Genomic DNA, 25404 nt, shown 5'->3' with positions numbered 1-25404 from the left:
ATCCTCCTTACGCGAAGCGTGGGGAGGATGATTAGGCGTCCAGCGCCTTCTTCAGCAGTTCGTTGACCACCGCCGGATTGGCCTTGCCCGCCATGGCGCGCATCGTCTGGCCGACGAAGAAGCCGAAGAGCTTGTCCTTGCCGCCGCGATATTCGGCCACCTTGTCCGGATTGGCCTCCATCACCTTGGCGATCTCGGCTTCGATGGCGCCGGTGTCGCTGGTCTGCTTGAGGCCGCGCTCCTCGACGATCACCGCCGGGTCCTGCCCGGTCTCCAGCATCACCTCGAACACCTGCTTGGCGAGCGTGCCGGAGAGCGTGCCGTCCGCCACCAGTTTGTTGAGATCAGCCGCCTGCTTCGGCGACACCGGGCTTTCGCCGATATCCTTGCTGAGCCGGTTGAGCGCGCCGAACAGCTCGGACGTCACCCAGTTCGCGGCGGGCTTGGGGGCCGCGCCCTCGGCCAGCATCGCCTCGAACCAGCGCGCCGTCTCGACGTCCGCCGTCAGCACGTCGGCATTGTAGGCGGTGAGGCCGAGATCGCCCTCGTAGCGCTTGCGCTTGGCGTCGGGCAGTTCGGGCAGCGAGGCGCGCGCCTCCTCCAGAAACGCCTCGTCCAGTTCCAGCGGCAACAGGTCCGGATCGGGGAAGTAGCGGTAATCGTGCGCGTCCTCCTTGGAGCGCATCGAGCGGGTCACACCCTTGTCGGGATCGAACAGGCGCGTTTCCTGCACGACCTTGCCGCCATCCTCGATCAGATCGACCTGCCGGCGCGCCTCATACTCGATCGCCGCCATCACGAAACGGATCGAATTGACGTTCTTGGTCTCGGTACGGGTGCCGAATTCGTCGCCGGGCTTGCGGACGCTGACGTTCACGTCGGCGCGCATCGATCCCTGCTCCATGTTACCGTCGCACGAGCCGACATAGCGAAGGATCGATCTGAGCTTCTTGACGTAAGCCCCTGCTTCGGCAGGCGAACGCATGTCCGGCCGGCTGACGATCTCCATCAGCGCCACGCCCGATCGGTTGAGATCGACGTAGGAGCGCGTCGGGTGCTGATCGTGCATCAGCTTGCCGGCATCCTGCTCGACATGGATGCGCTCGATGCCGATCGTCTTGGGCTCTGCCCCCTCGGGCTCGATCTCGATCGAGCCTTCGCCGACAAGCGGATGATAAAGCTGCGAAATCTGGTAGCCCTGCGGCAGATCGGCGTAGAAATAATTCTTCCGGTCGAAGCGGGACCATTTGTTGATCTGCGCATTGATCGCCATGCCGGTGCGGACCGCCTGGCGGATGCACTCGGCATTGGGCACAGGCAGCATGCCGGGCATCGCCGCGTCGATCAGGCTGACCTGACTGTTCGGCTCCGCCCCGAACGCGGTCGCCGCGCCCGAGAAGAGCTTGGACTGCGACGTGACCTGCGCATGGACCTCGAGGCCGATCACGACCTCCCACTCGCCGGTGCCGCCCTGGATGCGATAGCTGCTCATATTTCGCCTCTAAAGACGTTACACACGCGATGACCGACGCGTGCGATCCCTTCAAAAATTACGTTGACGATGAGGTCAACGAGGCAATCGAAAACAAATCCGATTACCTCATGCATATCACCACCATTGCCCCGGCCGCGACGTGAAGCCCGCGCGCTCCTCGATGGCGAGGCCGGCGTTGAGCACGCCTTGCTCGTCGAGCGGGCGGCCGATGATCTGGAGGCCGAGCGGCAGCCCCTGCCCGTCCAGCCCGCCCGGCACCGACATCGCCGGCAGCCCCGCCAGCGACGAGGGCACGGTGAAGACGTCGTTGAGATACATGGCGATCGGATCGGCCGATTTCTCGCCCAGCCCGAAGGCGGCCGAAGGCGCGGTCGGCGTCAGCAGCACGTCGCACTTTTCGAAGGCCTGCTCGAAATCGCGCACGATCAGCGAGCGGACCTTCTGCGCCTTGGTGAAATAGGCGTCATAGAATCCGGCCGAGAGCACATAGGTGCCGATCATGATGCGGCGCTTCACCTCGGCGCCGAAACCATCCGCGCGGGTCGCGGCGTACATCTCCTGCAGGTTGGCGCCGTCGGGCAGGTCGCGCAGGCCGTAGCGCACGCCGTCATAGCGCGCGAGGTTGGAGGAGGCCTCCGCCGGCGCGATGATGTAGTAGGTCGGCAGCGCATATTTGGTGTGCGGCAGCGAGACCTCGACGATCTCGGCGCCCGCATCCTTCGCCCAGGCGATACCCTGTTCCCACAAAGCCTCGATCTCGGCGGGCATGTTGTCGACACGATATTCCCTGGGAATACCGACGCGCTTGCCTTTGAGATCGCCCGACAATCCCTTTTCCCATGCCGGCACCGGCAGGTCGAGCGAAGTTGCGTCCTTGGGATCGAAGCCGGACATCGCCTCGAGCATGATCGCGCAGTCGCGCACGTCCTTGGCCATCGGCCCCGCCTGATCGAGCGAGGAGGCGAAGGCCACCACGCCCCAGCGCGAGCAGCGGCCGTAGGTCGGCTTGATGCCCGAGATGCCGGTGAAGGCGGCAGGCTGGCGGATCGAACCGCCGGTGTCGGTGCCGGTCACACCGGGCGCCATCCGCGCGGACACCGCCGCCGAGGAGCCGCCCGATGAGCCGCCCGGCGCCAGCGCGGCATTGCCGCCGTCGTTGCGCTTCCAAGGCGAGATCACGTCGCCGAACGCGCTGGTCTCGTTGGACGAGCCCATCGCGAACTGGTCCATGTTGAGCTTGCCGAGCATCCCCGCGCCCGCGCCGAACAGCTTGGACGTGATCGTGGATTCGTACTGCGGCACGAAGCCCTTGAGGATGCCGCTGGCGGCCGTGGTCTCCACGCCCTTGGTGCAGAACAGATCCTTGATGCCGAGCGGCACGCCGGAAAGCGGCTTGAGATCGCCAGACGCGCGCGCCGCATCGGCGGCATCGGCGGCGGCGAGCGCATGGTCGGGCGTCTCGACCAGCCAGGCGTTGAGCGGGCGGCCCTTCTCGACCGCGGCGTTGAAGGCGCTCGCCACCTCGCGCGCGGAAAAGGTGCCGGCGGCGACGCCGTCGCGGATGTCGGCGATGCCGAGGTTGGTAAGATCAGTCATTATTCGATCACCTTGGGCACGGCGAAGAAGCCATGCTCGGCCTGGGGCGCGTTGGCGAGAACGGCGTCGCGGATGCCGCCGCCCGTCTGGTCGTGGGTCACAACGTCGTCGCGCAGGCGCAGATGGTTGGGGATGACGGCGGCCAGCGGCTCGACGCCGTCGGTGTTCACCTCGCCGAGTTGCTCGATCCAGCCAAGGATGTTGTTGAGCTCGGGAAGGAGCGCCTCGGCCTCGGCATCGGTTGTGGCGATGCGCGCGAGGCCGGCGATCTTGCGGACGGTGGCGAGGTCTACGGACATGATGGCGCGGCTATCATCCGAAATCCTACACTTCAAGCGCGGCCTTGCCGGAACTTCGCCCGCGCCTTAAGCCCTGCCCCCCATGGCCGCTCGCCGCTTCCTCTACGTGATCGCCGCGATCATCTTCCTCATCCTCGCCGGCGGCATCGTCTGGACGCTGTTTCCCGAAGCGGTGATGCGGCTGACGTTCGTGCCCACCGTCTCCTTCGCCACGCCCACGGATGGCGGGCCGGACTATCGCGACCCGAGCGCGTGGCTCTCGCGCCCCGGCGCGCCGAACGATCCGGCCAACTGGCTGCCGCCCGGCGTGCCCGGCACGGCGAAGACCAAGGCGGTCGTCTTCTTCGTGCCGCCCACCACCTATCTCAGCCGCGCCCACTGGAACGCGCCGATCGACGACAAGGACATGAACCAGCGCGCCCATGTGCTGGTGTCGAGCGAGGCCTCGGCCTTCTCCAACGTCGCGAGGGTCTGGGCGCCGCGTTATCGCGAGGCGACGGCGGGCGCGTTCCTCACCACCAAGCCCGATGCCGCCAAGGCGCTGGAACTGGCCTATTCGGACGTGCGCCGCGCCTTCGACGCCTTTCTGGATCAAGCCCCGCCGGCCGCTCCGATCATCCTCGCGGGGCATAGCCAGGGCAGCTACCACCTGCTCCGCCTGCTGAGAGATCGGGTCGCGACCGACAAGAAGCTCCGAAAGCGGATCCTAGCGGCCTATGTGGTCGGCTGGCCGATCTCGATCCCCGCGGATCTGCCCAGGCTCGGCCTGCCCGCCTGCACCAAGCCCGACGAGCATGGCTGCATCCTGAGCTGGGAGAGCTTCGCCGAGCCTGCGGACCCGGCGCAGCTGCGCACCCGCTACGACGCGGGGATCGGCTTCACCGGAAGCCCACGCGCCAACACGCCGGCGCTCTGCGTCAACCCGATCACCGGCACGCAGGGTGGAGCGGCGGATGCCGGCGCCAACCTAGGATCGGTGAAGCCGGACGAGGGCTACAAGTCGGCGACGCTCGTTCCGCATCTGGTGCCGGCGCGCTGCGATCCGGCCGGGCTGCTGCTGATCGGCCCGCCGCCGGATGGATTTGGCGTGGCGGTGCTGCCGGGCAACAACTTCCACGTCTTCGACTACGCGCTGTTCTGGGCGAACATCCGCGCCGATGCCGCGCGGCGGCTCGCGACCTACGAGAAGCATCGGCGGTGATCACCGGATCCACCCTCGAATATCGCGACGCCCTGCCCGCAGGCGGTCGGCTGGCGGGGCTGGACGTCGGCACCAAGACGATCGGGTTGGCCTATTGCGACGCCGGCTGGACGATCGCGACGGCCGCCGAGACGATCCGTCGCACCAAGTTCGGCGCCGATCTGGAGGCGCTGCGCAAGGTGGTGGCGAGCCAGTCGATCCGGGGGCTGGTGCTCGGCCTGCCACTCAACATGGACGGCACCGATTCGCCGCGCACCCAGGCGATCCGTGCGTTCGCCCGCAACTGCAAGCCGCTCGAACTGCCGATCCTGCTGTGGGACGAACGCTGGTCCACCGCCGCCGTGACGCGCACTTTGCTGGATGCGGATGCCAGCCGTGCGAGACGCGCCGAAGTGGTCGACAAGATGGCCGCCGCCTACATCCTGCAGGGCGCCATCGATGCGATGGCGGGCTTCGCCTGACCCAGTGATCCGTTTGGTCTCGCGTTTCTAGGAGCGCCAAAACCTCGGCATCAGCTTGCCCACGCGACCCCGGTATGCCTCATACTCCGCCCCGAACAGGGCGATCAGATCGCGTTCCTCGTAAACGATCGCGATCAGCATGTAAGCCGACATCCCTATCGCCAGCAGCAGGTGTCCCAGCGTCATGTGCGGGGTCGCCCAGAAGGCGATGAAGAAGCCGCTGTAGAGCGGATGCCGCACGACCCTGTAGAAGAGCGGCTGGCGCAGCTGCGGCGCGACCGCCGCGCGCTGGCGGAGCGCGTTCCACACCTGCTGCAGCCCGAACAGCTCGAAATGGTTGAGCAGGAAGGTGCTGAGCAGCACGATCGCCCAACCCATGCCGCAAAGTGCCCAGAGCAATATCCCCAACGGCTCGCCGCGCGCATCCCAGAGCGTCGCCGGGATCGGCTGCCAGAGCGCGAACATCAGCACCAGCGCGATGCAGGCGAACAGCATGTAGGTGCTGCGCTCGATCGGCTCCGGCACGATCCGCGTCCACGCGCGCTTGAAGCCCCGCCGTGCCATCACGCTGTGCTGGAGGCCGAAGATCAGGATCAACCCCACATCCACCATTACGGCGACGCCCGCCGGCATTGTCGGCTCGGGCCGGTCGACCGTCGTCGGCAGCATCGGGAGATCGGCGACGAAGCCGACAAGGTAAAGAAAGACCACGAGAAAAATCGCATAAGCAACGATACCGAACAGCAGGTGCAACGAACGGATCATGGCCGTTCTCCCCGTCGATGGATCGTGTCGTCAGCCTATCACAGCGCGGCCGCTTGTCACCCTCCCGTCACGCCGATAGGAGGCGCGTTCATGGCCGATGACGTCCCCTCCGAGTTCGCCCTCCCCGATGGCGTCCACCCCTTCCCGCACAAGCATCTCACCGGCATCGCCGGGCTGCAGCCGTGGGAGATCGGTTTCCTGCTGAACGAGGCCGAGCAGTGGATCGCGCTCAACCGCGCCACCGCCAAGCATGACGACCGACTGGCGGGCCTCACCCAGATCAACGCCTTCTTCGAGAACAGCACCCGCACGCTGCTCAGCTTCGAGATCGCCGGCAAGCGGCTGGGCATGGATGTCGTCAACATGCACGCCGCCCAGTCGAGCGTGAAGAAGGGCGAGACGCTGCTCGACACGACGGCGACGCTGAACGCGATGAAGCCCGACGTGATCGTGATCCGTCACGATGCCAGCGGCGCGGTGGGCCTGATCGCCGACAAGGTGGATTGCCCGGTGCTCAACGCCGGCGACGGCCGCCACGAGCATCCGACGCAGGCGCTTCTCGACGCGCTGACCATCCGTCGTCGCATCGGCCGCATCAACGGCACCGTCGTCACCATCTGCGGCGACGTGCTGCACAGCCGGGTGGCGCGCTCCAACATCCTGCTGCTCGGCACGCTGGGCGCCGAGGTGCGCGTGGTCGCGCCGCCGACCCTGCTGCCGCCCGCCGTCGAGCGCATGGGCGTCAAGGCCTACACCGATTTCGATGCCGCGCTGGAGGGCACCGAGGTGGTGATGATGCTCCGCCTCCAGCTCGAGCGGATGGACGGCGCGTTCGTTCCCTCCCCGCGCGAATACCATCATTTCTACGGCCTCACCCGCGAGCGGCTGGCGCTGGCGGCGAAGGACGCGCTGGTGATGCACCCCGGCCCGATGAACCGGGGTATCGAGATCACCTCCGACGTCGCCGACGACATCCAGCGATCCGCGATCACCGAGCAGGTGGAGATGGGCGTGGCGGTCCGCATGGCCTGCCTCGACGTGCTGACGCGGAGCCGGCGCGGTGTGGAGGGCTGGGCATGATCGGCTCCGTGAAAGGCACGCTCGCCATCCGCAACGGGCGGATCGTCGATCCGGTCGCCGGCACCGTCGAGGAAGGCGGCGTTCTCATCAAGGACGGCCGCATCGAGGCGTTCGGCGAGATCGAGCATGGCGTCTTTCGCAAGTCCGACGTGGTGGCCGATGCGCGCGGTGCGCTGATCGCGCCCGGCCTCGTCGATGTCGGCGCTTTCGCGATCGATCCCAAGGCGGCCACGGCCGGCGGCATCACGACGTCGCTGCTGATGCCCGATCAGGCGCCGCCTCTCGACGCGCCGGCGCTGATCCGGCAGGCGGCGAGCTTCCCGGCGGATGCCGTCTCGATCGTCCCCCTCGCCGCCGCGACGCGCGGGCTGGACGGTCGCGAGATGGCCGAGATCGGCCTGATGAAGCGCGCCGGCGCGGCCGCGGTCTGCACCGGGCGGCAGTGGATCGCCGATTCGGAGCTGGTGGCCCGGATCATGGCCTATGCCTCCGCCTTCGACATGATCGTGGTCACCCACGCCGAGGACGGCAGCCTCACCAAGGGCGCGGTCGCCACCGACGGCGAGATGGCGAGCCGGCTCGGGCTCGCCTCCGCCCCCGCGATCGCCGAGGCGATGGCGGTGGCGCGCGACCTGATGCTCGCCGAGGAGACCGGCGCACGGCTGCATTTCCGCCAGCTTTCGACCGCGCGCTCCTTCGATCTGGTGCGTGCCGCCAAGAAGCGTGGAGTGGCGGTGACGTGCGGGGTCAGCCCGGCGCACTTCCTGCTCTCGGATCAGGCGATCGGGCCGTTCAAGACGTTCGCGCGCCTTTCACCCCCGCTGCGCTCCGAAGACGATCGCAAGGCCGTGATCGAGGCGGTGCGCGATGGCACGGTGGACCTGATCTGCTCTGCCCACGATCCGCGCGGGCCGGAGGCGAAGCGGCTGCCCTACGTCTCGGCCGAACCGGGCATGGCGGGTGCCGAGACGCTGCTGACGCTCTCGCTGGCGCTCGTGCAGGAGGGCGTCGTCACCCTACCTCGTCTCATCGATCTGCTGGCGACCGCGCCGGCGAAGCTGTTCGGGCTGGAGGCCGGTCGCATGGCGGTCGGCGCCCCGGCCGACCTGATCCTCGTCGATGACGGCAAGCCCTGGAAGATCGTCGGCGACAAGCTGGCCGGCAAGGCGGGCAACACGCCGTTCGATGGCCTGCCCGTGCAGGGTCGCGTTCTGAAAACGATCAAGGGCGGCCAGCCCGTAGGCTGACCGCCCCTCTCTTTCCCCCGTTGGAAAGATCTTAGCGCGAGGCGACCTGCACGCCGGCATCGCGTCGGGCGAGCAACGCCGGCACGGCGGCCTTGGGCGCCGTCGCGTGCGCGGTCTGGACTTTGCTCTCCGCCTTCACCCACTGCAGCGGCGCATCTCCGGCAGTGGCGCGGACGAAGCAGGCACCCTTGCGCGCCTGGATCTGTTCGCACAGCGCCACGGCCGAGGCCCGGTCCGCAAAGCCCGACACCGACAGGCGGACGAGCGACGCGCCCGAGAAGCTGAACTGCGCACGCGCCGGGGCATAACCGGCAAGACGCGGCATCGCCTTGGCGGCCTCATCCCACGCCGCCTGGATCGCGCCCGCCTTGGAAAAGGCACCGAGCTGCACGACATAGCCGCTGGAACGCAACACCGGCTTGGGCTGCACGGTCAGCACGGCACTGCGGAACGGCGATTTGGGCGCGCGCAGCAGTTCCGGCGTCGAGACACGTTCGGGCTTCGCGACCTGCTGGGCGACCATCGCGACCGCGCTCGCGGGCGCATTGGCGGGCATCTCCGCCGCCTTGGGCGCATCGTCGAGCGGCACGGTGACCGAAGCCGTATCGGCGGCGACGACCTGTGCCGGCACCGCGGCCGGGGCCGGAACTGGGGCCGGATCGGCCATAGCCAGCGCGACCGGGGCCTGGCTCGGCGCCGGTGCGGCGAGCGCCAGCGCGGTGGGCAGCCCCGGATCGCTGGCCGGCTTCACGCCCAGCATCGCGGCGACCTGAACGGGGCCAGCCGACTGCGGCTGGGCGAATTCCGCCCAGCGGCCGATCTGATCGTTGATCTGGCTCGGCGGGGTATCCTGCATGGCGACCGCGCGGGCTTCGCGCCACTGGCCGTTGAGCGCGAAGGCGAGCGCCAGATTCTGACGCGCCTGCGCGTCCGACTTGCCCGAGCGGACATAGTTGCTGAGCGTGTCGATCGCGGTCTGGCGGTCACCCGACAGCGCGAGCGCGAGGCCAAGGTCGGCCGTCGATACCTGGCCATCAAGGTCATGCAGCACGGCCTGCGCCTCGCCGGCGCGACCCGCGCCGATCTCGGCCAGCGCCATGTTGAACTTCGCCTTGGGCTGATCGGGCTTGAGGCTCAGCGAATCGCGAAAGCTCGTCTCGGCCGAAGCGAAGCGGCCGGCGGCGAGGTAGGATTGGCCGAGCAGCATCCGGTAGGAGGCATCGTTGGGCGAGAAGGCGACCGCCTTCTCCGCCGCATCCACCGCCTGCACGCCCTTGTGGGCCTTCAGCGCGTCGCGCGCCTTGTCGGCGAACTTCGCGGCGCTTTCCTGCGCCTTGGGCGCCTGATCGGCGATCGAGGCGATGTGGCTGGTGCCGGTGGTGCACGCCACCGTCGAGACGCCGAGCATCAGCGAGAGTATGCCGATCCGGCCGAGAGTCCTGCGGTTCATGGTTCCTGTCCCCCGCGTGAATGTCAGTCCTTCGCCGGCAGGCTGGCGGCCAGCCGGGCGACGTCGGGAAGAGACTCAAGCAACTGGTCGAGCGCGTCGGTGAGGAGCAACTGGGCCGAACGGTTCTGCACGGCGCAGGCGAGGCGCAGACGAAGATGGCGCTCCGCATCGAGGCGCAGCGTGAAGGCGGCCTTGCGCCCCTCGCCACGCTTCGCGACGCCCTTGGGCGCGGGTGCGGCGACTTTCGGGGCCTTGGCCTTCTTCGGCGCGGCCTTGGGCTTCGGCGCGACCGGTGCGGGAGCCTCGGCGATGACCTCGACCACCGGCTCGGCAACCACTTCCGGTTCCGCCGGCCTGGCGAATTCGCGGGCGATCTCTTCCTGCTGACGGACGACCGGCGGCACCTCGACCGGCATCGGCACGGACACCGCCGGGCCAGCCAGGTTCGCGGGCAGACGGGGCGTCGCGGGGCGCGGCCCGGCATCGTGGCCCATGTCGTTCCAGCCGAGATCGTCAAGCCCGGTGGTGCTGAAGCCGAAGCCCTGAGGCCGCATCGCCGGACGTGCCTGCCCCTTGCGGGCCAGCAGCCCCGAGGAGAGCGACGCGAAAGCCTTGTTGTCACGCATACTCACGGCCCTCCCTTACTGGACCACGCGGCGGCCGAAGCCGCTCGCGGGGCGCGGCGCGATAACGGCCGCGCCGGGGGTGGGAGCCGCGAAGACGGTGCGGCGGAAATTCTTTTCGAGCCGATCCCAGATGTAGGACCACAGATCGACGACCTCGCCCGCCGAACGGCCCTTGGGATCGACCTCCATCACGGTGCGGCCGTCGATCATCGAGGCGGCAAAATCGGTGCGGTGGTGGACGGTGATCGGCGCGACGGTGCCGTGCTGGCTGAGCGCGATGGCCGCCTCGTGCGTGATGCGCGCCTTGGGCGTAGCGGCATTGACGACGAACAGCAGCGGCTTGCCCGAACGCTCGCACAGATCGACGGTGGCGCCGACCGCGCGCAGATCGTGGGGCGACGGGCGGGTCGGGATGACGATCAGTTCGGCGACCTGGATGACGCTCTGGATCGCCATGGTGATCGCCGGCGGCGTATCGATGATGGCGAGCTTGAAGCCCTGCTGGCGCAGCACCTCCAGATCGGCGGCGAGACGCGCGACGGTTGTCTGGGCGAAAGCCGGCATCTCGGCATCGCGCTCGTTCCACCAGTCGGCGAGCGAACCCTGCGGATCGATGTCGATCAGCACCACCGGGCCGGCGCCGGCCAACTGTGCCTGCACCGCGAGATGCCCCGAGAGCGTCGTCTTACCAGATCCGCCCTTCTGCGATGCCAATGCGAGAACGCGCATGCCCTGCCCTTCAACCGTGAGATTTGAGCATCGCATCCCATAGGCACGCCTAATATCCGGTTAAAAAGCCCCTGCTTTTCTGCGCACACTTATCGTTAACGCGTGATATCCCATGTGCGAACGGGAGTGATTGTGAAGAGGATTCCCAAGATGCGGTTTGCGGGGGCGATGGTAGTGACGGCAGTGATCGCCGCGCCGGCGGCAGCGGCGACGGTGAAGGACGGTGTCGATGCATGGCAGCGTGGCGACTATGCCAGCGCGGTCGCGATCTGGCGCCCGCTGGCCGAAGCGAACGACGCCGATGCCGCCTTCAACCTCGCGCAGGCCTATAAGCTCGGCCGCGGCGTCACCACCGATCTCGGCCAGGCCAAGACGTGGTATGGCAAGTCCGCACAGGCGGGACACATACAGGGCGCCGCCAATTACGGCCTCCTGCTGTTTCAGGATGGCGACAGGCGATCCGCAATGCCGTGGATCAGCAAGGCGGCCGACGCCGGCGATCCGCGCGCGCAATATGTGCTGGGCACCGCCCTCTTCAACGGAGACCTCGCCACCAAGGACTGGCCGAGAGCCTATGGCCTGATGACCCGCGCCGCCGCGGCCGGCCTGCCGCAGGCGACGACCAGCCTCAGCCAGATGGACCAGTTCATGAGCGCCGAGGATCGCCAGAAGGGCCTGCAGATCGCGAGTCAGCTCGCTGCTCGTCCGATCCCGCCGACCGGCCGCCAGCTCGTCACCGGCGGCGAAACCGCCATCGCCGCGCCGTCTTCCGTGGTGCCGAGCCGCCCGAGCGACCTGTCCGCCATGCCGCCGGTCCGCACCGCCCAGGCCAAGCCCCCCAAGGCGACGAAGCCCGCCAAGACACCACCGGCCGCGACTGAAACGCTGACGCCGCCCGCTCCCAAGCCGACTCCCGCAGCGAAGCCAGCACCGGCCTTCGCCGCGTCGGGCGGCAAATGGATGGTCCAGCTTGGTGCCTTCGGCTCGCAGGCGGGTGCCGCGACTGCCTGGGGCAAGGTTTCGGGCAAGCTCGGCGGTCTCCGTCCGAGCTACGAGAAGGCCGGCGCCGTGGTCCGCCTGCGGGCCGGCCCGCTCGCCGACAAGGCCGCTGCGGCCAGGGCCTGCGCAGCCGTCGGCTCGGCCTGCTTCCCGGTCGCGCCTTAACGCTTCCTTCGGGCTTCGCTGTCATCCTTGGCCGTTGGGGGTGTGGAGGGTCGCATGGCGTTGGGGAAATGGCTCGCAAAGGACCGGACGCTGCTGCCCGAGGGGCGGCGGCCGCTTTGCCTGTTGCTCGCCGATCGCCCTCTGCCCGTCGCGCTGCGCGAAGTCTCCGGCGCTGGCGCGTGGATCGAAACCCATGCGCGGCTTGATCCCGGCACGCCGGTGACGCTGCGCCATCCGCAGGCGGGGACCGTCACCGCAGAGGTGATCGGGCAGGACCGTCAGGGGCTGCAACTCCGCTTCGATCGAAACGAGGCCTCGGTTGCCTTCGCGCTCGCCGTGATCGCGACGGACATGCGGAAAGCGGGCTAAGCCCCGCCCTGTTGGATCAGTCCGACACCCACTCGCTGCGCTTGTAGCCCTGCGCCCAGAGCAGCGCCGTCAGATCGCCGTGATCGACGCGCGCCCCTGCCGCCGCCGCCGTCTTGGGCTTGGCATGATAGGCCACCCCCAGCCCCGCCGCCTGGATCATCGGGATGTCGTTGGCGCCATCGCCGACCGCCAGTGTCTCCACCGTCTCCAACCCCAGCGCGACGCGCTCGGCCTCGATCGTGGTGAGCTTGGTCGCCGCATCGACAATCGGCTTGGCAACCAGCCCGTCGAGCCGGTCGCCGGCGATCCCCAGCCGGTTTGCGATCGCGACATCGAAGCCGATCTCCGCCGCCACCGGCTCGGCGAACACGGTGAAGCCGCCCGAGACCAGAACTGTGCGCGCGCCATGCGCCTTCATCGTGCGGATCAGCGCCTTGGCGCCGGGCATCAGCCGCACCCGCTCGGCCCGGCAGCGATCGATCGCCGAGGCTTCGAGATCCTTGAGCAAGGCCACCCGCGCATCGAGCGCCTCGGCAAAATCGAGCTCGCCGCGCATCGCTGCCTCGGTGACGGCGGCGATCCGGTCCTTGATGCCGGCATAATCGGCGAGTTCGTCGATGCACTCGACGGTGATCATCGTCGAATCCATGTCGGCGACGAGCAGCTTCTTCGCGCGGCCCAGCGTGGGCTGGACGATCACATCAAGCGGCATGGCCTCAAGAGCCGAACGCGCGACGAGCGGATCGCCATCGAACCAAAGGTCCGCGGCGTCGCCCTCGTCCACCCAGTTCGCGCCGTTGGGCTTGCACGCGGCATCACGCAATGCGTCCTGCCCAGCCGAAATATCGCCGCGCGTGAGCTTGCCCGCTGCTATCAGCGTTGCCGTGAACATGGATTCTCCCGATCTGCCGCCGGTGGCGCTCATCGCAGGGCCGACCGCGAGCGGCAAGAGCGCTTTGGCGCTGGCGCTGGCCGAACGCATCGGTGGCACCATCGTCAACGCCGACGCCAGCCAGGTCTATCGCGACCTGCGCGTCGTCACCGCCCGCCCGTCCTTGAAGGAAGAGGCGCGCGCCCCGCATCAGCTGTTCGGCCATGTCGATGCGGCCGATCCCCACAACGCCGCCATCTGGGCGAGCGAGGCCAGGGCCGTCATCGCCGACATCCACGGCGGTGGCAGGACGCCGATCCTCGTCGGCGGCACCGGCCTCTACATCCGCACGCTGCTCGACGGCATCGCACCGGTGCCGGAGATCGATCCCACTGTACGCACCGCAATCCGCGGCATGGTCGTGGCGGACGCCCATTCCGCACTCCAGCGCGAGGATGCCGAAGCCGCCGCCCGTCTTCTCCCGAGCGACACGACACGCGTCGCACGGGCGCTGGAAGTGGTGCGCTCGACAGGTCGCACGCTGGCGGACTGGCAGCATGAGAAGGTTGGCGGTATCGGCCACGCCATTCGCCTTGCCCCGCTCCTGCTGGTGCCGGATATTGGTTGGCTGGCCGATCGCATCGACCGCCGTTTCGTGGCGATGCTCGATCAGGGCGCCGTCGAGGAAGTCGAAGCCCTGACATCGCGAAAACTCGATCCCGCGCTGCCTGCCATGCGTGCCATCGGTGTATCCGAGATCGCCGCATGGCTCGCCGGAACGCTCTCCCGCGAGGCGATGATCGAGCGCGCACAAGCCGCCAGCCGCCAATATGCCAAACGCCAGCGAACTTGGTTCCGACACCAGCCTCCGCAAGATTGGCCGCGCATCGCGCAATCTTATGATTCAGATAATTTTGAGATCGACACATTATTTCCTATCGACTGGTTGACACGCTAGTTTGTTGCCGGTAGCTGCGCCCCTCCCGCGATGCTGCTATGCGGCGGGCGCGTAATCTTTGAGGTGATTCACCATGACGACCGAACGAAGCGGAGCCGATATCCTCGTCCAGGCCCTGACGGACCTCGGCGTGGAGGTCGTGTTCGGCTATCCGGGCGGCGCGGTACTTCCGATCTACGACGCGATCTTCAAGCAGGCGAAGATCCGCCACATCCTCGTTCGCCAGGAAGGCGGCGCGGCCCATGCGGCGGAGGGTTATGCCCGCTCCACCGGCAAGCCGGGCGTCGTCCTCGTCACCTCCGGGCCGGGCGCGACCAACGTCGTCACCGGCCTGGCCGACGCGCTGATGGATTCGATCCCGCTGGTCGTCATCACCGGCCAGGTGCCGACGCAACTGATCGGCACCGATGCCTTTCAGGAAGCGGACACGGTCGGCATCACCCGCCACTGCACCAAGCACAATTATCTGGTGAAGGATCCGGCAAGCCTCGGCGCGATCGTCCACGAGGCGTTCCACATCGCGACCTCGGGCCGCCCCGGCCCGGTCGTGATCGATCTGCCCAAGGACGTGCAGATCGCCTCAGCCAGCTACACCAAACCGACCGGCCCGCTCCAGCACAAGACCTATCGCCCGCAGGTGAAGGCCGATGCCTCCGCCATCGAAGCGGCGGTCGAGATGCTGGCGGCGGCGGAGCGACCGATCCTCTACACTGGCGGCGGCATCATCAACGCTGGTCCCTACGCCTCCACGTTGCTGCGCGAGCTGCAGGCGCTGACCGGTGCCCCGGTCACCTCGACGCTGATGGGACTCGGCGCCTTTCCGGCGGCGGACGATGCGTGGCTCGGGATGCTGGGCATGCACGGCACCTACGAAGCGAACATGGCGATGAACAAGGCGGACCTGATCCTCTGCCTCGGCGCCCGCTTCGACGATCGCGTGACCGGGCGGCTGGATGCCTTCTCGCCCGAGAGCCGCAAGATTCACGTCGATATCGACCGCTCGTCGATCAACAAGAATGTCCGCGTCGACCTGCCCGTCGTCGCCGACGTCGGCTCGGCGCTGGCGGACATGATCGCGGCGTGGAAGGCGCGTGGCCACGAGAAGGCCGATCTCGGTGAATGGTGGCGGCGCATCGAGGGCTGGCGCGCGCGCCAGTCGCTGGCCTTCCCGGCGTCCGACCACGAGATCATGCCGCAGAAGGCGATCCAGCGCATCTGGGAGATGACGAAGGACAAGGATCCGATCGTCACCACGGAAGTCGGCCAGCACCAGATGTGGGCGGCCCAGCATTTCCATTTCCAAGACCCGAACCGCTGGCTGACCTCGGGCGGGCTCGGCACGATGGGCTATGGCCTGCCCGCCGCGATCGGCGCGCAGGTCGGCAATCCGGACCGGCTGGTGATCGGCCTGTCGGGCGACGCTTCGGTGCTGATGAACATCCAGGAGATGTCCACCGCCGCGCAATATCGCCTGCCGATCAAGATCTTCATCCTCAACAACATGTATATGGGGATGGTCCGCCAGTGGCAGGAGCTGATCTATGCGTCCCGCTATTCGGAGAGCTACAGCGAGGCCCTGCCGGACTTCGTGAAACTGGCGGAGAGCTTCGGCTGGACCGGCCTGCGCATCGAGCAGCCCGGCGACCTCGACGGCGGCATCGAGGCGATGCTGAATACGCCCGGCCCGGTGATGGTCGATTGCCGCGTCGCGCAACTCGCCAACTGCTTCCCGATGATCCCGTCGGGCGCGGCGCACACCGACATGATCCTCCACGCCGAAGAAGTGGTCGGTGAAGCGACCGACGAGGCGAAGGCGCTCGTCTGATGCCGAAGATGCGCCTCATTGTGCATGTCGCCGAGCCGTTCGATTTCGGGCGGCTCAACGGCGGCAACCCGGACCTGACCGGCTGGACCGCGCAGGCGACGCCGGCTTATTCGGACTGGGTGGTCCATCTCGATCGCCCAGCCCAGATCGGCGACGACGAGTTCGACAAGATCAAGATTTCCTCCCGCTACGCCGGAGAAACGGTCTCCAAGGTACTGGATGGTTTCGGCTTTACCGCCGTGAACATCCAATATCCCCGCAAGGAGGAAGGCGGCCGCCTCTACTGGCATTTCGCGATGGTCGGCAACGTCCTGCTCGCGCCCGAGAAAGACTGATCCCATGCACATCAAGGAACAGGCCGCCGAGCGGCATACCCTGTCGATCGTCGTCGACAACGAGGCGGGCATCCTCGCGCGGATCGCCGGCATGTTCACCGCGCGCGGCTACAACATCGCCTCGCTGACGGTGGCCGACATCACCGAGGATCACGCGGTCAGCCGCATCACCATCGTCACCTATGGCGTGCCCGAGATGATCGACCAGATCATCGCCCAACTCGACCGACTGGTGCCGGTGCATCGCGTGACCGACCTCAGCGATCTCGGCCCCCACATCGAGCGCGAGATGGCGCTGGTGAAGGTGGCCGGCACCGGCGATCACCGCATCGAGGCGCTGCGCCTCGCCGAGGTCTACCGCGCCCGCGTGGTGGACAGCACGATTGCGAGCTTCGTCTTCGAAGTTACCGGAAATCCTGAGAAAATCGACAAATTCTGCGAGCTGATGCGGGAGGTCGGGCTCGTCGAGGTCGCCCGCACCGGCGTCGCCGCCATGGCTCGCGGACGAGAGGCCGCCTGAACCCACACCCTTGGCCGCCCACGCGGCCCATCCCATCCGAAAGGGGACTTGAGAATGCGCGTTTATTATGATGCCGATGCCGATGCCGGCCTGATCAAGCAGAAGAAGGTCGCGATCGTCGGCTACGGTTCGCAGGGCCACGCCCATGCGCAGAACCTGCGCGACAGCGGCGTCGGCGAGGTGGTGATCGCGCTGCGCGCCGGCTCGGCGACCGCCAAGAAGGCCGAGGGCGCCGGCTTCAAGGTGATGTCCACCGCCGAGGCCTCCGCCTGGGCCGACATCATCATGATCCTCGCACCGGACGAACATCAGGCGCAGATCTATGCCGACGACATCGCGCCCAACATCCGCGATGGCGCCACCATCGCCTTCGCCCACGGCCTCAACGTCCATTTCGGCCTGATCGAGCCCAAGTCGACAATCGACGTGATCATGGTCGCGCCCAAGGGCCCGGGCCACACCGTCCGCTCCGAATATGTCCGCGGCGGCGGCGTGCCCTGCCTGATCGCGATCCATCAGGACGCCTCTGGCAACGCGCAGGACGTGGCGCTGTCCTACGCCTCGGCGATCGGCGGCGGCCGCTCGGGCATCATCGAGACCAACTTCCGCGAGGAATGCGAGACCGATCTGTTCGGCGAGCAGGCGGTGCTGTGCGGCGGCCTGACCCACCTGATCCAGGCGGGCTTCGAGACGCTGACCGAGGCCGGCTACGCCCCGGAAATGGCCTATTTCGAGTGCCTCCACGAAGTGAAGCTGATCGTCGACCTGATGTATGAGGGCGGCATCGCCAACATGCGCTACTCGATCAGCAACACCGCCGAATATGGCGACATCACCACCGGCCCGCGGATCATCACGGCCGAGACCAAGGCCGAGATGAAGCGCGTCCTCGCCGACATCCAGGGCGGCCGGTTCGTCAAGAACTTCGTCCTCGACAACCGCGCCGGCCAGCCGGAGCTGAAGGCCGCCCGCAAGCAGGCCGCCGCCCACCCGATCGAGCAGACCGGCGCCAAGCTGCGCGCCATGATGCCGTGGATTGGCAAGGGCGCGCTGGTCGACAAGGACAAGAACTGAACTGTCGAAGCCCCCTCCCTCTTGGGGAGGGGGTTTGAGGGTAGGTATTGGCACGCGTGAAATTAGCCTCAATCGGCTCGATCACCGTATCGCGACCCACCACACACCCCGTCCCCTCTCTTGAAAGGGAGGGGCTTTTTGCTTTTCAACTCTATCGAACGTTTCCGCCAAGTTTGTCTCGCTAGGCGAACGCCGGTGGCGCGCTAGAAACGAGCCTCCATTCACCGGAGGTTTCCCCCGCATGCGCGCCTTCCTGCCTGCCATCGCCCTGCTCGCCGCCGTTCCCGCCATTTCGCAGGCGCCCGCCATTCCGGGGGCTCCGGAAACTGCGCGCGTCACCGCCGGCACCTACAAGGTCGAGCCCAACCACACGCAGGTGGGTTTCGCCGTCGATCACATGGGCTTCTCGATCTTCCGGGGCGTGTTCACCGGCGCTTCCGGCACGCTCGCGCTCGATCCCGCCAACCCGACGAAAGCCCAGCTTTCGGTGAGCATCCCGATCGCCTCGGTGCAGACGAGCAACCCCAAGCTCAACGAAGAACTGGTTTCGGCCGACTGGTTCGACGCGGCCCAGTTCCCGAACGCCACCTTCGTCTCGACAGCGATCACGGTTGGCCCGAACAACACCGCGCTGGTCGACGGCAACCTCACTATCCACGGCGTCACCAAGGCAGCGCGTATGCAGGTCCATTTCCATGGTGCCGGTACCAACCCGATGGACAAGGCCCTGACCGTCGGCTTCGACGCCCGGATGGGCTTCAATCGCAGCGATTTCGGCGTGACAAAATACGTCCCCGTCGTCTCCGATCATGTCGAGCTGACCATCGCCGGCGCGTTCGAGAAGCAGTAACAGTTCTCCGGATTTGACAGGAACGGGCCGGCGCGCGAGCGTGCGGCCCGTTCTCGTGTCCGGAGCCGATCGATGCGCTTGCTTGCCCTTGCCGCCCTGCTCGCCCTCTCACCCGCCACTGCCCAGCCGCCGATGAAGCTGCCCTCCGCACCGCCCGGCAAGCCCGATCCGGCTGGTATCGTCGCCGGCACCTACGCGATCGAGCCGAGCCACACGCAGGTGATGTTCGCGCTCGATCATCTCGGCTTCTCGATCTTTCGCGGGTTCTTCTCCAATGTATCGGGCACGCTGAAGCTCGATCCGAAGAATCTGGGCGCGACCAGGCTGGAGGTCTCGATCCCGATCGATTCGATCTACACCACCAGCAAGGAACTCAACGACGAGTTGATCGGCACAAAGTTCTTCGACGTGCAGCATTGGCCCAACGCCACCTTCTCCTCGACCAGCGTGCTGCTCGGGCCTGACGGGAAGGTGCTGGTCAACGGCAACCTCACCCTCCACGGCCAGACGCATCCCGTGCAGATGACGGTGAAGCTGCACGGCGCCGGCAAGAGCCTGATGGGCAAGGGGCAGTCGCTCGGCTTCGACGCACGAACCGCGATCAACCGCAGCGAATATGGCATCGGCGGCGGCGTGCCGCTCGTTTCGGATCAGGTGCAGATTACGATCGCGGCGGCGTTCGAGCAGCAATGATGCGCGTATAACGCCACGCCGCGCACGAAATTGCTGGACATTCGACGGGGCCTGCCACAAAGGCTCGCACATGTCCGCGGTGATCCGCCTTCCCCTGCTTCGACTTACGCGCCCCTGAGGCGTGTCGTTTCCGCGCGGGTCCGGAACCTGCGCCGCGCCTGAGGGGACAGATCGCCGCCCGCCGATATGCCGGGTTCACAGACGATTTCCGCGCCGCGAGACTTGGCGCACCGGAGTGGCAGACATGACCGATACCATCCTGATCTTCGACACCACGCTGCGAGACGGCGAGCAGTCCCCCGGCTGCTCGATGAACCTGGAAGAGAAACTGAAGGTCGCCGCCCAGCTTGAGGCGATGGGCGTCGACATCATCGAGGCCGGCTTTGCGATCGCCTCAGAGGGCGATTTCGAGGCTGTCAGCGAAGTGGCCAAGCAGGCCGACAAGGCCGTGATCGCCAGCCTCGCCCGTGCCGCGATCGGTGACATCGATCGCGCGTGGGATGCGGTCAAGCACGCCCGCCGCCCCCGTATCCACACCTTCATCGCCACTTCGCCGCTGCACATGCGGGTAAAGCTGAACAAGTCGCCCGAAGAGGTGATGCAGCAGATCGAACGCACCGTCTCGCACGCGCGCAATCTGTGCGAGGACGTGGAATGGTCGGCCGAGGACGCCACCCGTTCCGATCCGGATTTCCTCGCCCGCGCGATCGAGACCGCGATCAAATGCGGCGCGCGCACGATCAACCTGCCCGATACGGTCGGCTACGCGACGCCCGAGACTTACGGCGCGATGTTCAAGGACATGATCAACCGCGTTCCGAATGCGGACAAAGCAGTGTTCTCCACGCACTGCCACAACGATCTGGGCCTCGCCGTCGCCAACAGCCTCGCGGCGGTGATGGCGGGTGCGCGGCAGGTGGAATCGACGATCAACGGCATCGGCGAGCGTGCCGGTAACGCCTCGGTCGAGGAGATCGCGATGGCGATCAAGGTGCGCCACGACGTGATGCCGGTGCGCACCAACGTCGTCTCCACCGAGATCATGAAGTCGAGCCGGCTGGTGCAGGCGGTCACAGGCTTCCAGGTACAGCCGAACAAGGCGATCGTCGGCGCCAACGCCTTCGCGCACGAAAGCGGCATCCACCAGGACGGGATGCTCAAGGATTCGTCCACCTACGAGATCATGACACCCGAGAGCGTCGGCGTCTCGACGTCCAATCTGGTGATGGGCAAGCATTCGGGCCGTGCCGCCTTCCGCTCCAAGCTGGAGGCGCTGGGCTACGAACTGGGCGACAACGCCTTTCAGGATGCCTTCGTGCGCTTCAAGGCGCTGGCCGACGCCAAGAAGGCTGTGTTCGACGAAGATATTGTCGCGTTGGTCGACGACGAGGTGCTGCGCGGACACGATTCCATTCAGGTGAAGGAGGTGGAGATCCACTGCGGCACCGGTCCGGCCCGCGCGATCCTGACGCTGGAGGTCGATGGCGTGGAAAAAACGGCGGCGACGCGCGGCAATGGCCCGGTCGACGCCTTGTTCAACGCCATTCGCGAAATCGTGCCGCACGAGCAGTCGATGCTCGACCGCTACGAAGTTCACGCCGTCACCGGCGGCACCGATGCACAGGCCGAGGTCTCCGTGGTCCTGTCCGAAAACGGCCGCACCACGCGCGGTACCGGCGCGCATCACGACACGATGGTGGCCAGCGTCCGCGCCTATACCAACGCGCTTAACAAGATGCTGGTCAAGCGCGGCAAGCGGGCGCCGGACGCGATCGCCAGCTGACTCTGCTCGTTCGAGCAGGGGTTGCGGGGATCAAGCAGCGCTGCGTTGCAAAATTGAAACAGCCGACTTGAAGCATTTGAGAGCCAAATAGTCGAAATCGCTAGCTTCTCGCGAGCGAATTCTCTGTTATAGCCACAATGCGGTGCAATATATGCCGCATAAAAAGGGAGCTGATTATGATCTCAGCGAAGTGGGTGGCGGTTCTTGCCGTTGCCGGGCTTGCAGCCCAGTCGGGCATCGCGGCCGTTCGTCCGTCGACGGGTACCGTTGCTGCCGCTCCGACCACGAATGTCGTGGCCGGCGCGCGCATCAATGGCGCGTCCAAGGGTAAGCGTTCGGACATGACGCAGACCGGCACGATCGCCCTCGTGGCCGGTGCTGGCGCCGCGGGCGTCGGCATTGCCGCCGCCGCCGGTGCGTTCGACAGCAATCACAAGTCGACCAGCCCCGAATAAGGGCTTCGACTTTGATCGGGAAAGCCTCGTCCGCACGATCTGCGGGCGAGGCTTTTTGATTTCTGCCAGGCGACTGCCGATGCCGTTATGGCCGTGATTCGCTATAGTCTTGCCATATACGACCGCTGAACGCCCGATTTTGGCAGAAAGCAGTCGTTTATGGCCGATCGCGTGTGAAATTATCGTTCCACCACCGAGGAGAGAATTTCAACTTCTTTCCTCGCGGAGTCATCCAAGATTCGAAGCACTGTTGAACTTCCTCTGATGGCATCACTCCATCAATATACAATTGCGTCTGTTTAGGTCGCACGTTGACGCGAAGTTCGCTGAACCCGCAATTTCGGGCCGCCTGCGTTGCCAGCATGACGCTTTCAAAGGGGCCTTCGGCAATAGGCATCTGGGGCACAGTTGCTTCTGCGCCAACGGCGAGTGCTAGGAAAAGTGCCGCCGAAAAACCCTTGATCATAAAGTCCCCCGATCACGACCTTTAGATGGCTATCCGGCATCTCCAATGACTACAACGGGGCGCGTCCCTCGACACCGACAGCCCGACCTACATCGAGCAGGGCTCAAGGCTCTCAAAACCGTTCTATTTTCTACCGAATAATTTTTCTATGTCGTTGTGACCGAGCTTCACCCAGGTCGGGCGACCATGGTTGCACTGCCCGGAATGAGGCGTGACCTCCATCTCGCGAAGCAGGGCGTTCATCTCGGCGACCGACAGCACGCGCCCGGCCCGCACCGAACCGTGGCAGGCCATGGTGCCGGCGACTGCATCCAGCTTCTCGCGCAGGCTCAACGCCTCGTCATAAGCGGCGAGTTCGTCGGCAAGATCGGTCACGAGGCCGCGCACGTCTGTTCGACCCAGCATCGCCGGAACCGCGCGGACCAGCATCGCGCGTGGGCCGAAGCGATCCAACTCCAATCCCATCGCCGCCAGCTCCTCCAGCCGGGTCTCCAGCCTGTCGCAGCCCGCCTCGTCCAGTTCGACCACCTCCGGCAACAGCAGCGCCTGACTCGCAACGCCACCTTCCGCCATGGCACGGCGCATCCGCTCCAGCACAAGGCGTTCATGCGCAGCGTGCTGATCGACGAGGACGAGGCCATCCTCCGCCTCGGCCACGATATAGGTCGCCGCCACCTGCCCGCGCGCGACACCGAGCGGGTGCTCGATCGCCGCCGGCGGGGCCGCGACGGCGATCTCCGCCCTGCCCTGCGGCGCGGGTGCGATCGCCGGTGACGCTGCGAAATTCGGGCGAGAATCCCACACGCCATATTGGCGCTGCTCGAACGGCAGCGGCAGAGCCGGAGAGACCGGCGCTATCGGCTCCGATTGCCAAGCCGCCAGCGCATCCTCCGCCGGCCGCTGGACACTGCGATGGCCGGCCGCATCGAGTGCGGCGCGCAGGCCACCCACGATCAGCCCCCGGATCAGCGCCGGCTCGCGGAAGCGCACCTCGGTCTTGGCCGGATGGACGTTGACGTCCACCTCGCTGCCCGGAAGCGTGATGAACAGCGCCACCACCGGATGCCGGTCCCGCGCCAGCATTTCCTGATAGGCGGCCCGCACGGCACCGACGAGCAGGCGATCGCGAACAGGCCGGCCGTTGACGAAGAGATATTGGTGGTCCGCGACACCCCGATTGAAGGTCGGCAGGCCGGCAACGCCTTCCAGACGCGCCTCGCCACGGACATGATCGAGCACAACACTGTTGCCGGCCAGTTCCCGATCGGTGAGCGCCGCGACGCGCTGCGGCTCGCTCTCGCCGGGCGGCACCGACAGCACCCGCCGCCCATCATGCTCCAGCGTGAAGCCCACCTCCGGGCGCGACATCGCCAGCCGCTTCACGACATCGACGCAGGCGGCATATTCGGAACGGGACGAGCGCAGGAACTTGCGCCGTGCCGGCACCCGCTCGAACAACGCCTCCATCCGCACCCGCGTGCCGGGCGGCAAGGCGGCCGGCCCCTCGGCCACGACCACGCCATTGTCCACGATTCGCCGCCAGCCGTCCGCGCCCTTGACGCGACTTTCGATCGTCAGCCGCGCGACGCTCGCGATCGAGGGCAGCGCCTCGCCGCGAAAACCGAGCGTTTCGACCGCCTCGATCGCATCGTCCGGCAGTTTGGAGGTGGCGTGACGCTCCAGCGCGAGCGCCATTTCCGATGACGTCATGCCGCAACCGTCATCGGCGACTTCGATGTGCGAAAGGCCCCCATCCCCCAACGTCACCGCGATGCGCGTGGCGCCCGCGTCGATGGCGTTTTCGACCAGTTCCTTCAACGCACTGGCCGGCCTTTCTACCACCTCGCCTGCGGCGATACGGTTGATCAGATGTTCGGGGAGGCGGCGTATTGACATGGGACAAGTCCTAGCCCAAGCGACGGCCTTCCGCGACCACTTGCGATCAGAGGTTTTTCAGCCGCTTTTCGGGGGCGGTGGGAGCGGTGCATCCGGATCATGCCGGCCTGGACGGGCGAGGCCGGCGCAATGTGGGCGAGAGCGGGCACGCGATGTTGTTCAGTCGTTTCTTCAAATTCATGTCGCACGACATGGCGATCGATCTCGGGACTGCCAATACGCTGGTCTATCTGCGTGGGCGGGGCATCGTTCTGAACGAGCCATCGGTGGTCGCGATCGAGACCATCCAGGGCGTCAAGAAGGTCCGCGCGGTCGGCGAGGACGCCAAGCTGATGATGGGCAAGACGCCCGGCACGATCGAGGCGATCCGCCCGCTTCGTGACGGCGTGATCGCCGACATCGACGTCGCCGAGCAGATGATCAAGCACTTCATCCACAAGGTGCACGGCGGCAAGATGCGCGCCTGGCGCTTCCCGGAGATCGTGATCTGCGTGCCGTCGGGTTCCACCTCGGTCGAACGCCGCGCGATCCGTGACGCCGCCTCGAACGCCGGTGCGTCGCAGGTCTTCCTGATCGAGGAGCCGATGGCCGCCGCGATCGGCGCCGACATGCCCGTCACCGAGCCGGTCGGCTCGATGGTCGTCGATATCGGCGGCGGCACCACCGAAGTCGCGGTGCTGTCGCTGCGCGGCCTCGCCTACACCACCTCGGTGCGCGTCGGCGGCGATAAGATGGACGAGGCGATCGCCTCCTACGTCCGCCGCAACCACAATCTGCTGATCGGCGAGGCCACGGCCGAGCGTATCAAAAAGGAGGTCGGCATCGCCAAGATGCCCACTGACGGCATCGGCGAGACGATCCACATCAAGGGCCGCGACCTCGTCAACGGCGTGCCCAAGGAGATCACCATCAACCAGGGCCAGATCGCCGACGCACTGGCCGAGCCGGTCGGCACGATCGTCGAGGGCGTGCGCATCGCGCTGGAGAATACCGCACCGGAACTCGCCGCCGACATCGTCGATCAGGGCATCGTGCTGACCGGCGGCGGGGCGCTGCTGCAGGGCATCGACGAGGTGCTGCGCGACGAGACCGGCCTGCCTGTCACCATCGCGGACGATCCGCTCACCTGCGTGGCGCTCGGCACCGGCCGTGCGCTCGAGGAGCCGGTCTATCGCGGCGTCCTGCTGACCGCCTGA

26 protein-coding genes are annotated in these 25404 nt (G+C 66.8%); 16 read left to right on the top strand and 10 right to left on the bottom strand.

Translation table 11 applies throughout. The annotated features are described in order from the left end of the window. Positions 1-31: 31 nt before the first annotated feature. From gatB to gatC, 3 genes are all read right to left on the bottom strand, one after another. Positions 32-1492, bottom strand: a complete 1461-nt coding sequence (gatB, locus tag QGN17_RS03985; RefSeq protein WP_281043223.1) for an Asp-tRNA(Asn)/Glu-tRNA(Gln) amidotransferase subunit GatB — start codon at positions 1490-1492, stop codon at positions 32-34. Between the two features lie 117 nt (positions 1493-1609). After that, positions 1610-3091, bottom strand: coding sequence for an Asp-tRNA(Asn)/Glu-tRNA(Gln) amidotransferase subunit GatA (gatA, locus tag QGN17_RS03980; RefSeq protein ID WP_281043222.1), 1482 nt, complete (start codon positions 3089-3091; stop codon positions 1610-1612). Further along, a complete protein-coding gene (gene gatC / locus QGN17_RS03975) occupies positions 3091-3390 on the bottom strand; it encodes an Asp-tRNA(Asn)/Glu-tRNA(Gln) amidotransferase subunit GatC (protein WP_110156200.1) in 300 nt (99 codons plus the stop codon). The genes gatA and gatC overlap by 1 nt, the downstream gene beginning before the upstream one ends. Before the next feature lie 82 nt (positions 3391-3472). Here gatC and QGN17_RS03970 point away from each other — a divergent pair, with 82 nt between their 5' ends. After that, a complete protein-coding gene (locus tag QGN17_RS03970) occupies positions 3473-4591 on the top strand; it encodes a DUF3089 domain-containing protein (RefSeq protein ID WP_281043221.1) in 1119 nt (372 codons plus the stop codon). Next, a complete protein-coding gene (gene ruvX / locus QGN17_RS03965) occupies positions 4588-5052 on the top strand; it encodes a Holliday junction resolvase RuvX (protein WP_281043220.1) in 465 nt (154 codons plus the stop codon). Before QGN17_RS03970 ends, ruvX begins: the two co-directional genes overlap by 4 nt. Before the next feature lie 27 nt (positions 5053-5079). Here the strand turns inward: ruvX and mddA are convergent, their stop codons facing one another. Then, the gene (mddA, locus tag QGN17_RS03960; RefSeq protein ID WP_281043219.1) at positions 5080-5817 is read right to left on the bottom strand and encodes a methanethiol S-methyltransferase; all 738 of its coding nucleotides are present in this window, start codon (positions 5815-5817) and stop codon (positions 5080-5082) included. A gap of 90 nt (positions 5818-5907) precedes the next feature. Here mddA and QGN17_RS03955 point away from each other — a divergent pair, with 90 nt between their 5' ends. Together QGN17_RS03955 and QGN17_RS03950 are read left to right on the top strand one after the other, a co-directional pair. Continuing rightward, positions 5908-6897 (top strand): aspartate carbamoyltransferase catalytic subunit, encoded by a 990-nt coding sequence (locus tag QGN17_RS03955; RefSeq protein WP_281043218.1) that lies wholly within the window; start codon positions 5908-5910, stop codon positions 6895-6897. Beyond that, positions 6894-8144 (top strand): dihydroorotase, encoded by a 1251-nt coding sequence (locus QGN17_RS03950; RefSeq protein WP_281043217.1) that lies wholly within the window; start codon positions 6894-6896, stop codon positions 8142-8144. Before QGN17_RS03955 ends, QGN17_RS03950 begins: the two co-directional genes overlap by 4 nt. Positions 8145-8175: 31 nt before the next feature. On the opposite strand, the gene QGN17_RS03945 is transcribed toward QGN17_RS03950, so the two are convergent. The 3 genes from QGN17_RS03945 to QGN17_RS03935 are packed head-to-tail and all read right to left on the bottom strand — an operon-like array spanning position 8176 to position 10949. Then, entirely contained in the window at positions 8176-9594 is a 1419-nt protein-coding gene (locus tag QGN17_RS03945) for an SPOR domain-containing protein (protein WP_281043216.1), read from the bottom strand. A 23-nt stretch (positions 9595-9617) separates the two neighbouring features. Beyond that, on the bottom strand, positions 9618-10220 hold the full coding sequence (locus tag QGN17_RS03940) for a hypothetical protein (RefSeq protein WP_281043215.1): 603 nt from the start codon (positions 10218-10220) through the stop codon (positions 9618-9620). A gap of 15 nt (positions 10221-10235) precedes the next feature. Continuing rightward, positions 10236-10949, bottom strand: a complete 714-nt coding sequence (locus QGN17_RS03935) for a ParA family protein (protein WP_281043214.1) — start codon at positions 10947-10949, stop codon at positions 10236-10238. Positions 10950-11081: 132 nt separating this feature from the next. On the opposite strand from QGN17_RS03935, the gene QGN17_RS03930 reads away from it, so the two are divergent. Together QGN17_RS03930 and QGN17_RS03925 are read left to right on the top strand one after the other, a co-directional pair. Further along, positions 11082-12113, top strand: coding sequence for an SPOR domain-containing protein (locus QGN17_RS03930; protein WP_281043213.1), 1032 nt, complete (start codon positions 11082-11084; stop codon positions 12111-12113). 54 nt (positions 12114-12167) lie between these two features. Further along, a complete protein-coding gene (locus tag QGN17_RS03925; protein ID WP_281043212.1) occupies positions 12168-12482 on the top strand; it encodes a hypothetical protein in 315 nt (104 codons plus the stop codon). Between the two features lie 16 nt (positions 12483-12498). On the opposite strand, the gene serB is transcribed toward QGN17_RS03925, so the two are convergent. Then, positions 12499-13374, bottom strand: a complete 876-nt coding sequence (gene serB, locus QGN17_RS03920) for a phosphoserine phosphatase SerB (protein WP_281043211.1) — start codon at positions 13372-13374, stop codon at positions 12499-12501. On the opposite strand from serB, the gene miaA reads away from it, so the two are divergent. The 9 genes from miaA (at position 13373) to QGN17_RS03875 (ending at position 21846) form a co-directional block, all read left to right on the top strand. Beyond that, positions 13373-14311 (top strand): tRNA (adenosine(37)-N6)-dimethylallyltransferase MiaA, encoded by a 939-nt coding sequence (miaA, locus tag QGN17_RS03915; RefSeq protein WP_281043210.1) that lies wholly within the window; start codon positions 13373-13375, stop codon positions 14309-14311. The genes serB and miaA overlap by 2 nt on opposite strands. Positions 14312-14384: 73 nt before the next feature. Further along, positions 14385-16136 carry an acetolactate synthase 3 large subunit gene (locus QGN17_RS03910; RefSeq protein WP_281043209.1) on the top strand — a complete coding sequence of 584 codons (1752 nt, stop codon included), beginning with the start codon at positions 14385-14387 and terminating at the stop codon, positions 16134-16136. Continuing rightward, a complete protein-coding gene (locus tag QGN17_RS03905; protein WP_281043208.1) occupies positions 16136-16471 on the top strand; it encodes a hypothetical protein in 336 nt (111 codons plus the stop codon). The genes QGN17_RS03910 and QGN17_RS03905 overlap by 1 nt, the downstream gene beginning before the upstream one ends. A gap of 4 nt (positions 16472-16475) precedes the next feature. Then, complete coding sequence (gene ilvN / locus QGN17_RS03900; protein ID WP_110156212.1) at positions 16476-16991, top strand: acetolactate synthase small subunit; 516 nt, start codon at positions 16476-16478, stop codon at positions 16989-16991. A 54-nt stretch (positions 16992-17045) separates the two neighbouring features. Then, positions 17046-18065, top strand: a complete 1020-nt coding sequence (gene ilvC, locus QGN17_RS03895) for a ketol-acid reductoisomerase (RefSeq protein ID WP_281043206.1) — start codon at positions 17046-17048, stop codon at positions 18063-18065. Between the two features lie 241 nt (positions 18066-18306). Continuing rightward, positions 18307-18915, top strand: coding sequence for a YceI family protein (locus tag QGN17_RS03890; protein ID WP_281043205.1), 609 nt, complete (start codon positions 18307-18309; stop codon positions 18913-18915). 72 nt (positions 18916-18987) lie between these two features. Beyond that, positions 18988-19608 carry a YceI family protein gene (locus QGN17_RS03885; RefSeq protein WP_281043204.1) on the top strand — a complete coding sequence of 207 codons (621 nt, stop codon included), beginning with the start codon at positions 18988-18990 and terminating at the stop codon, positions 19606-19608. A gap of 244 nt (positions 19609-19852) precedes the next feature. Continuing rightward, positions 19853-21391: a 2-isopropylmalate synthase gene (locus QGN17_RS03880; protein WP_281043203.1), complete on the top strand. Its 1539-nt coding sequence runs from the start codon at positions 19853-19855 to the stop codon at positions 21389-21391. Positions 21392-21567: 176 nt separating this feature from the next. Then, positions 21568-21846 (top strand): hypothetical protein, encoded by a 279-nt coding sequence (locus QGN17_RS03875; RefSeq protein ID WP_281043202.1) that lies wholly within the window; start codon positions 21568-21570, stop codon positions 21844-21846. Between the two features lie 157 nt (positions 21847-22003). Here the strand turns inward: QGN17_RS03875 and QGN17_RS03870 are convergent, their stop codons facing one another. Together QGN17_RS03870 and mutL are read right to left on the bottom strand one after the other, a co-directional pair. After that, positions 22004-22312, bottom strand: a complete 309-nt coding sequence (locus QGN17_RS03870; protein ID WP_281043201.1) for a hypothetical protein — start codon at positions 22310-22312, stop codon at positions 22004-22006. A 123-nt stretch (positions 22313-22435) separates the two neighbouring features. Beyond that, positions 22436-24208 (bottom strand): DNA mismatch repair endonuclease MutL, encoded by a 1773-nt coding sequence (gene mutL / locus QGN17_RS03865; RefSeq protein WP_281043200.1) that lies wholly within the window; start codon positions 24206-24208, stop codon positions 22436-22438. Positions 24209-24360: 152 nt separating this feature from the next. Between mutL and QGN17_RS03860 the strand changes: the two genes are divergently transcribed. Then, positions 24361-25404 (top strand): rod shape-determining protein, encoded by a 1044-nt coding sequence (locus QGN17_RS03860; protein ID WP_281043199.1) that lies wholly within the window; start codon positions 24361-24363, stop codon positions 25402-25404.

It is taken from the genome of Sphingomonas oryzagri (genome assembly GCF_029906645.1).
Classification (GTDB): domain Bacteria; phylum Pseudomonadota; class Alphaproteobacteria; order Sphingomonadales; family Sphingomonadaceae; genus Solisphingomonas; species Solisphingomonas oryzagri.
The sequence above is the reverse complement of the archived record's forward strand: the minus strand, read 5'-3'. Positions and strand labels throughout refer to the sequence as shown.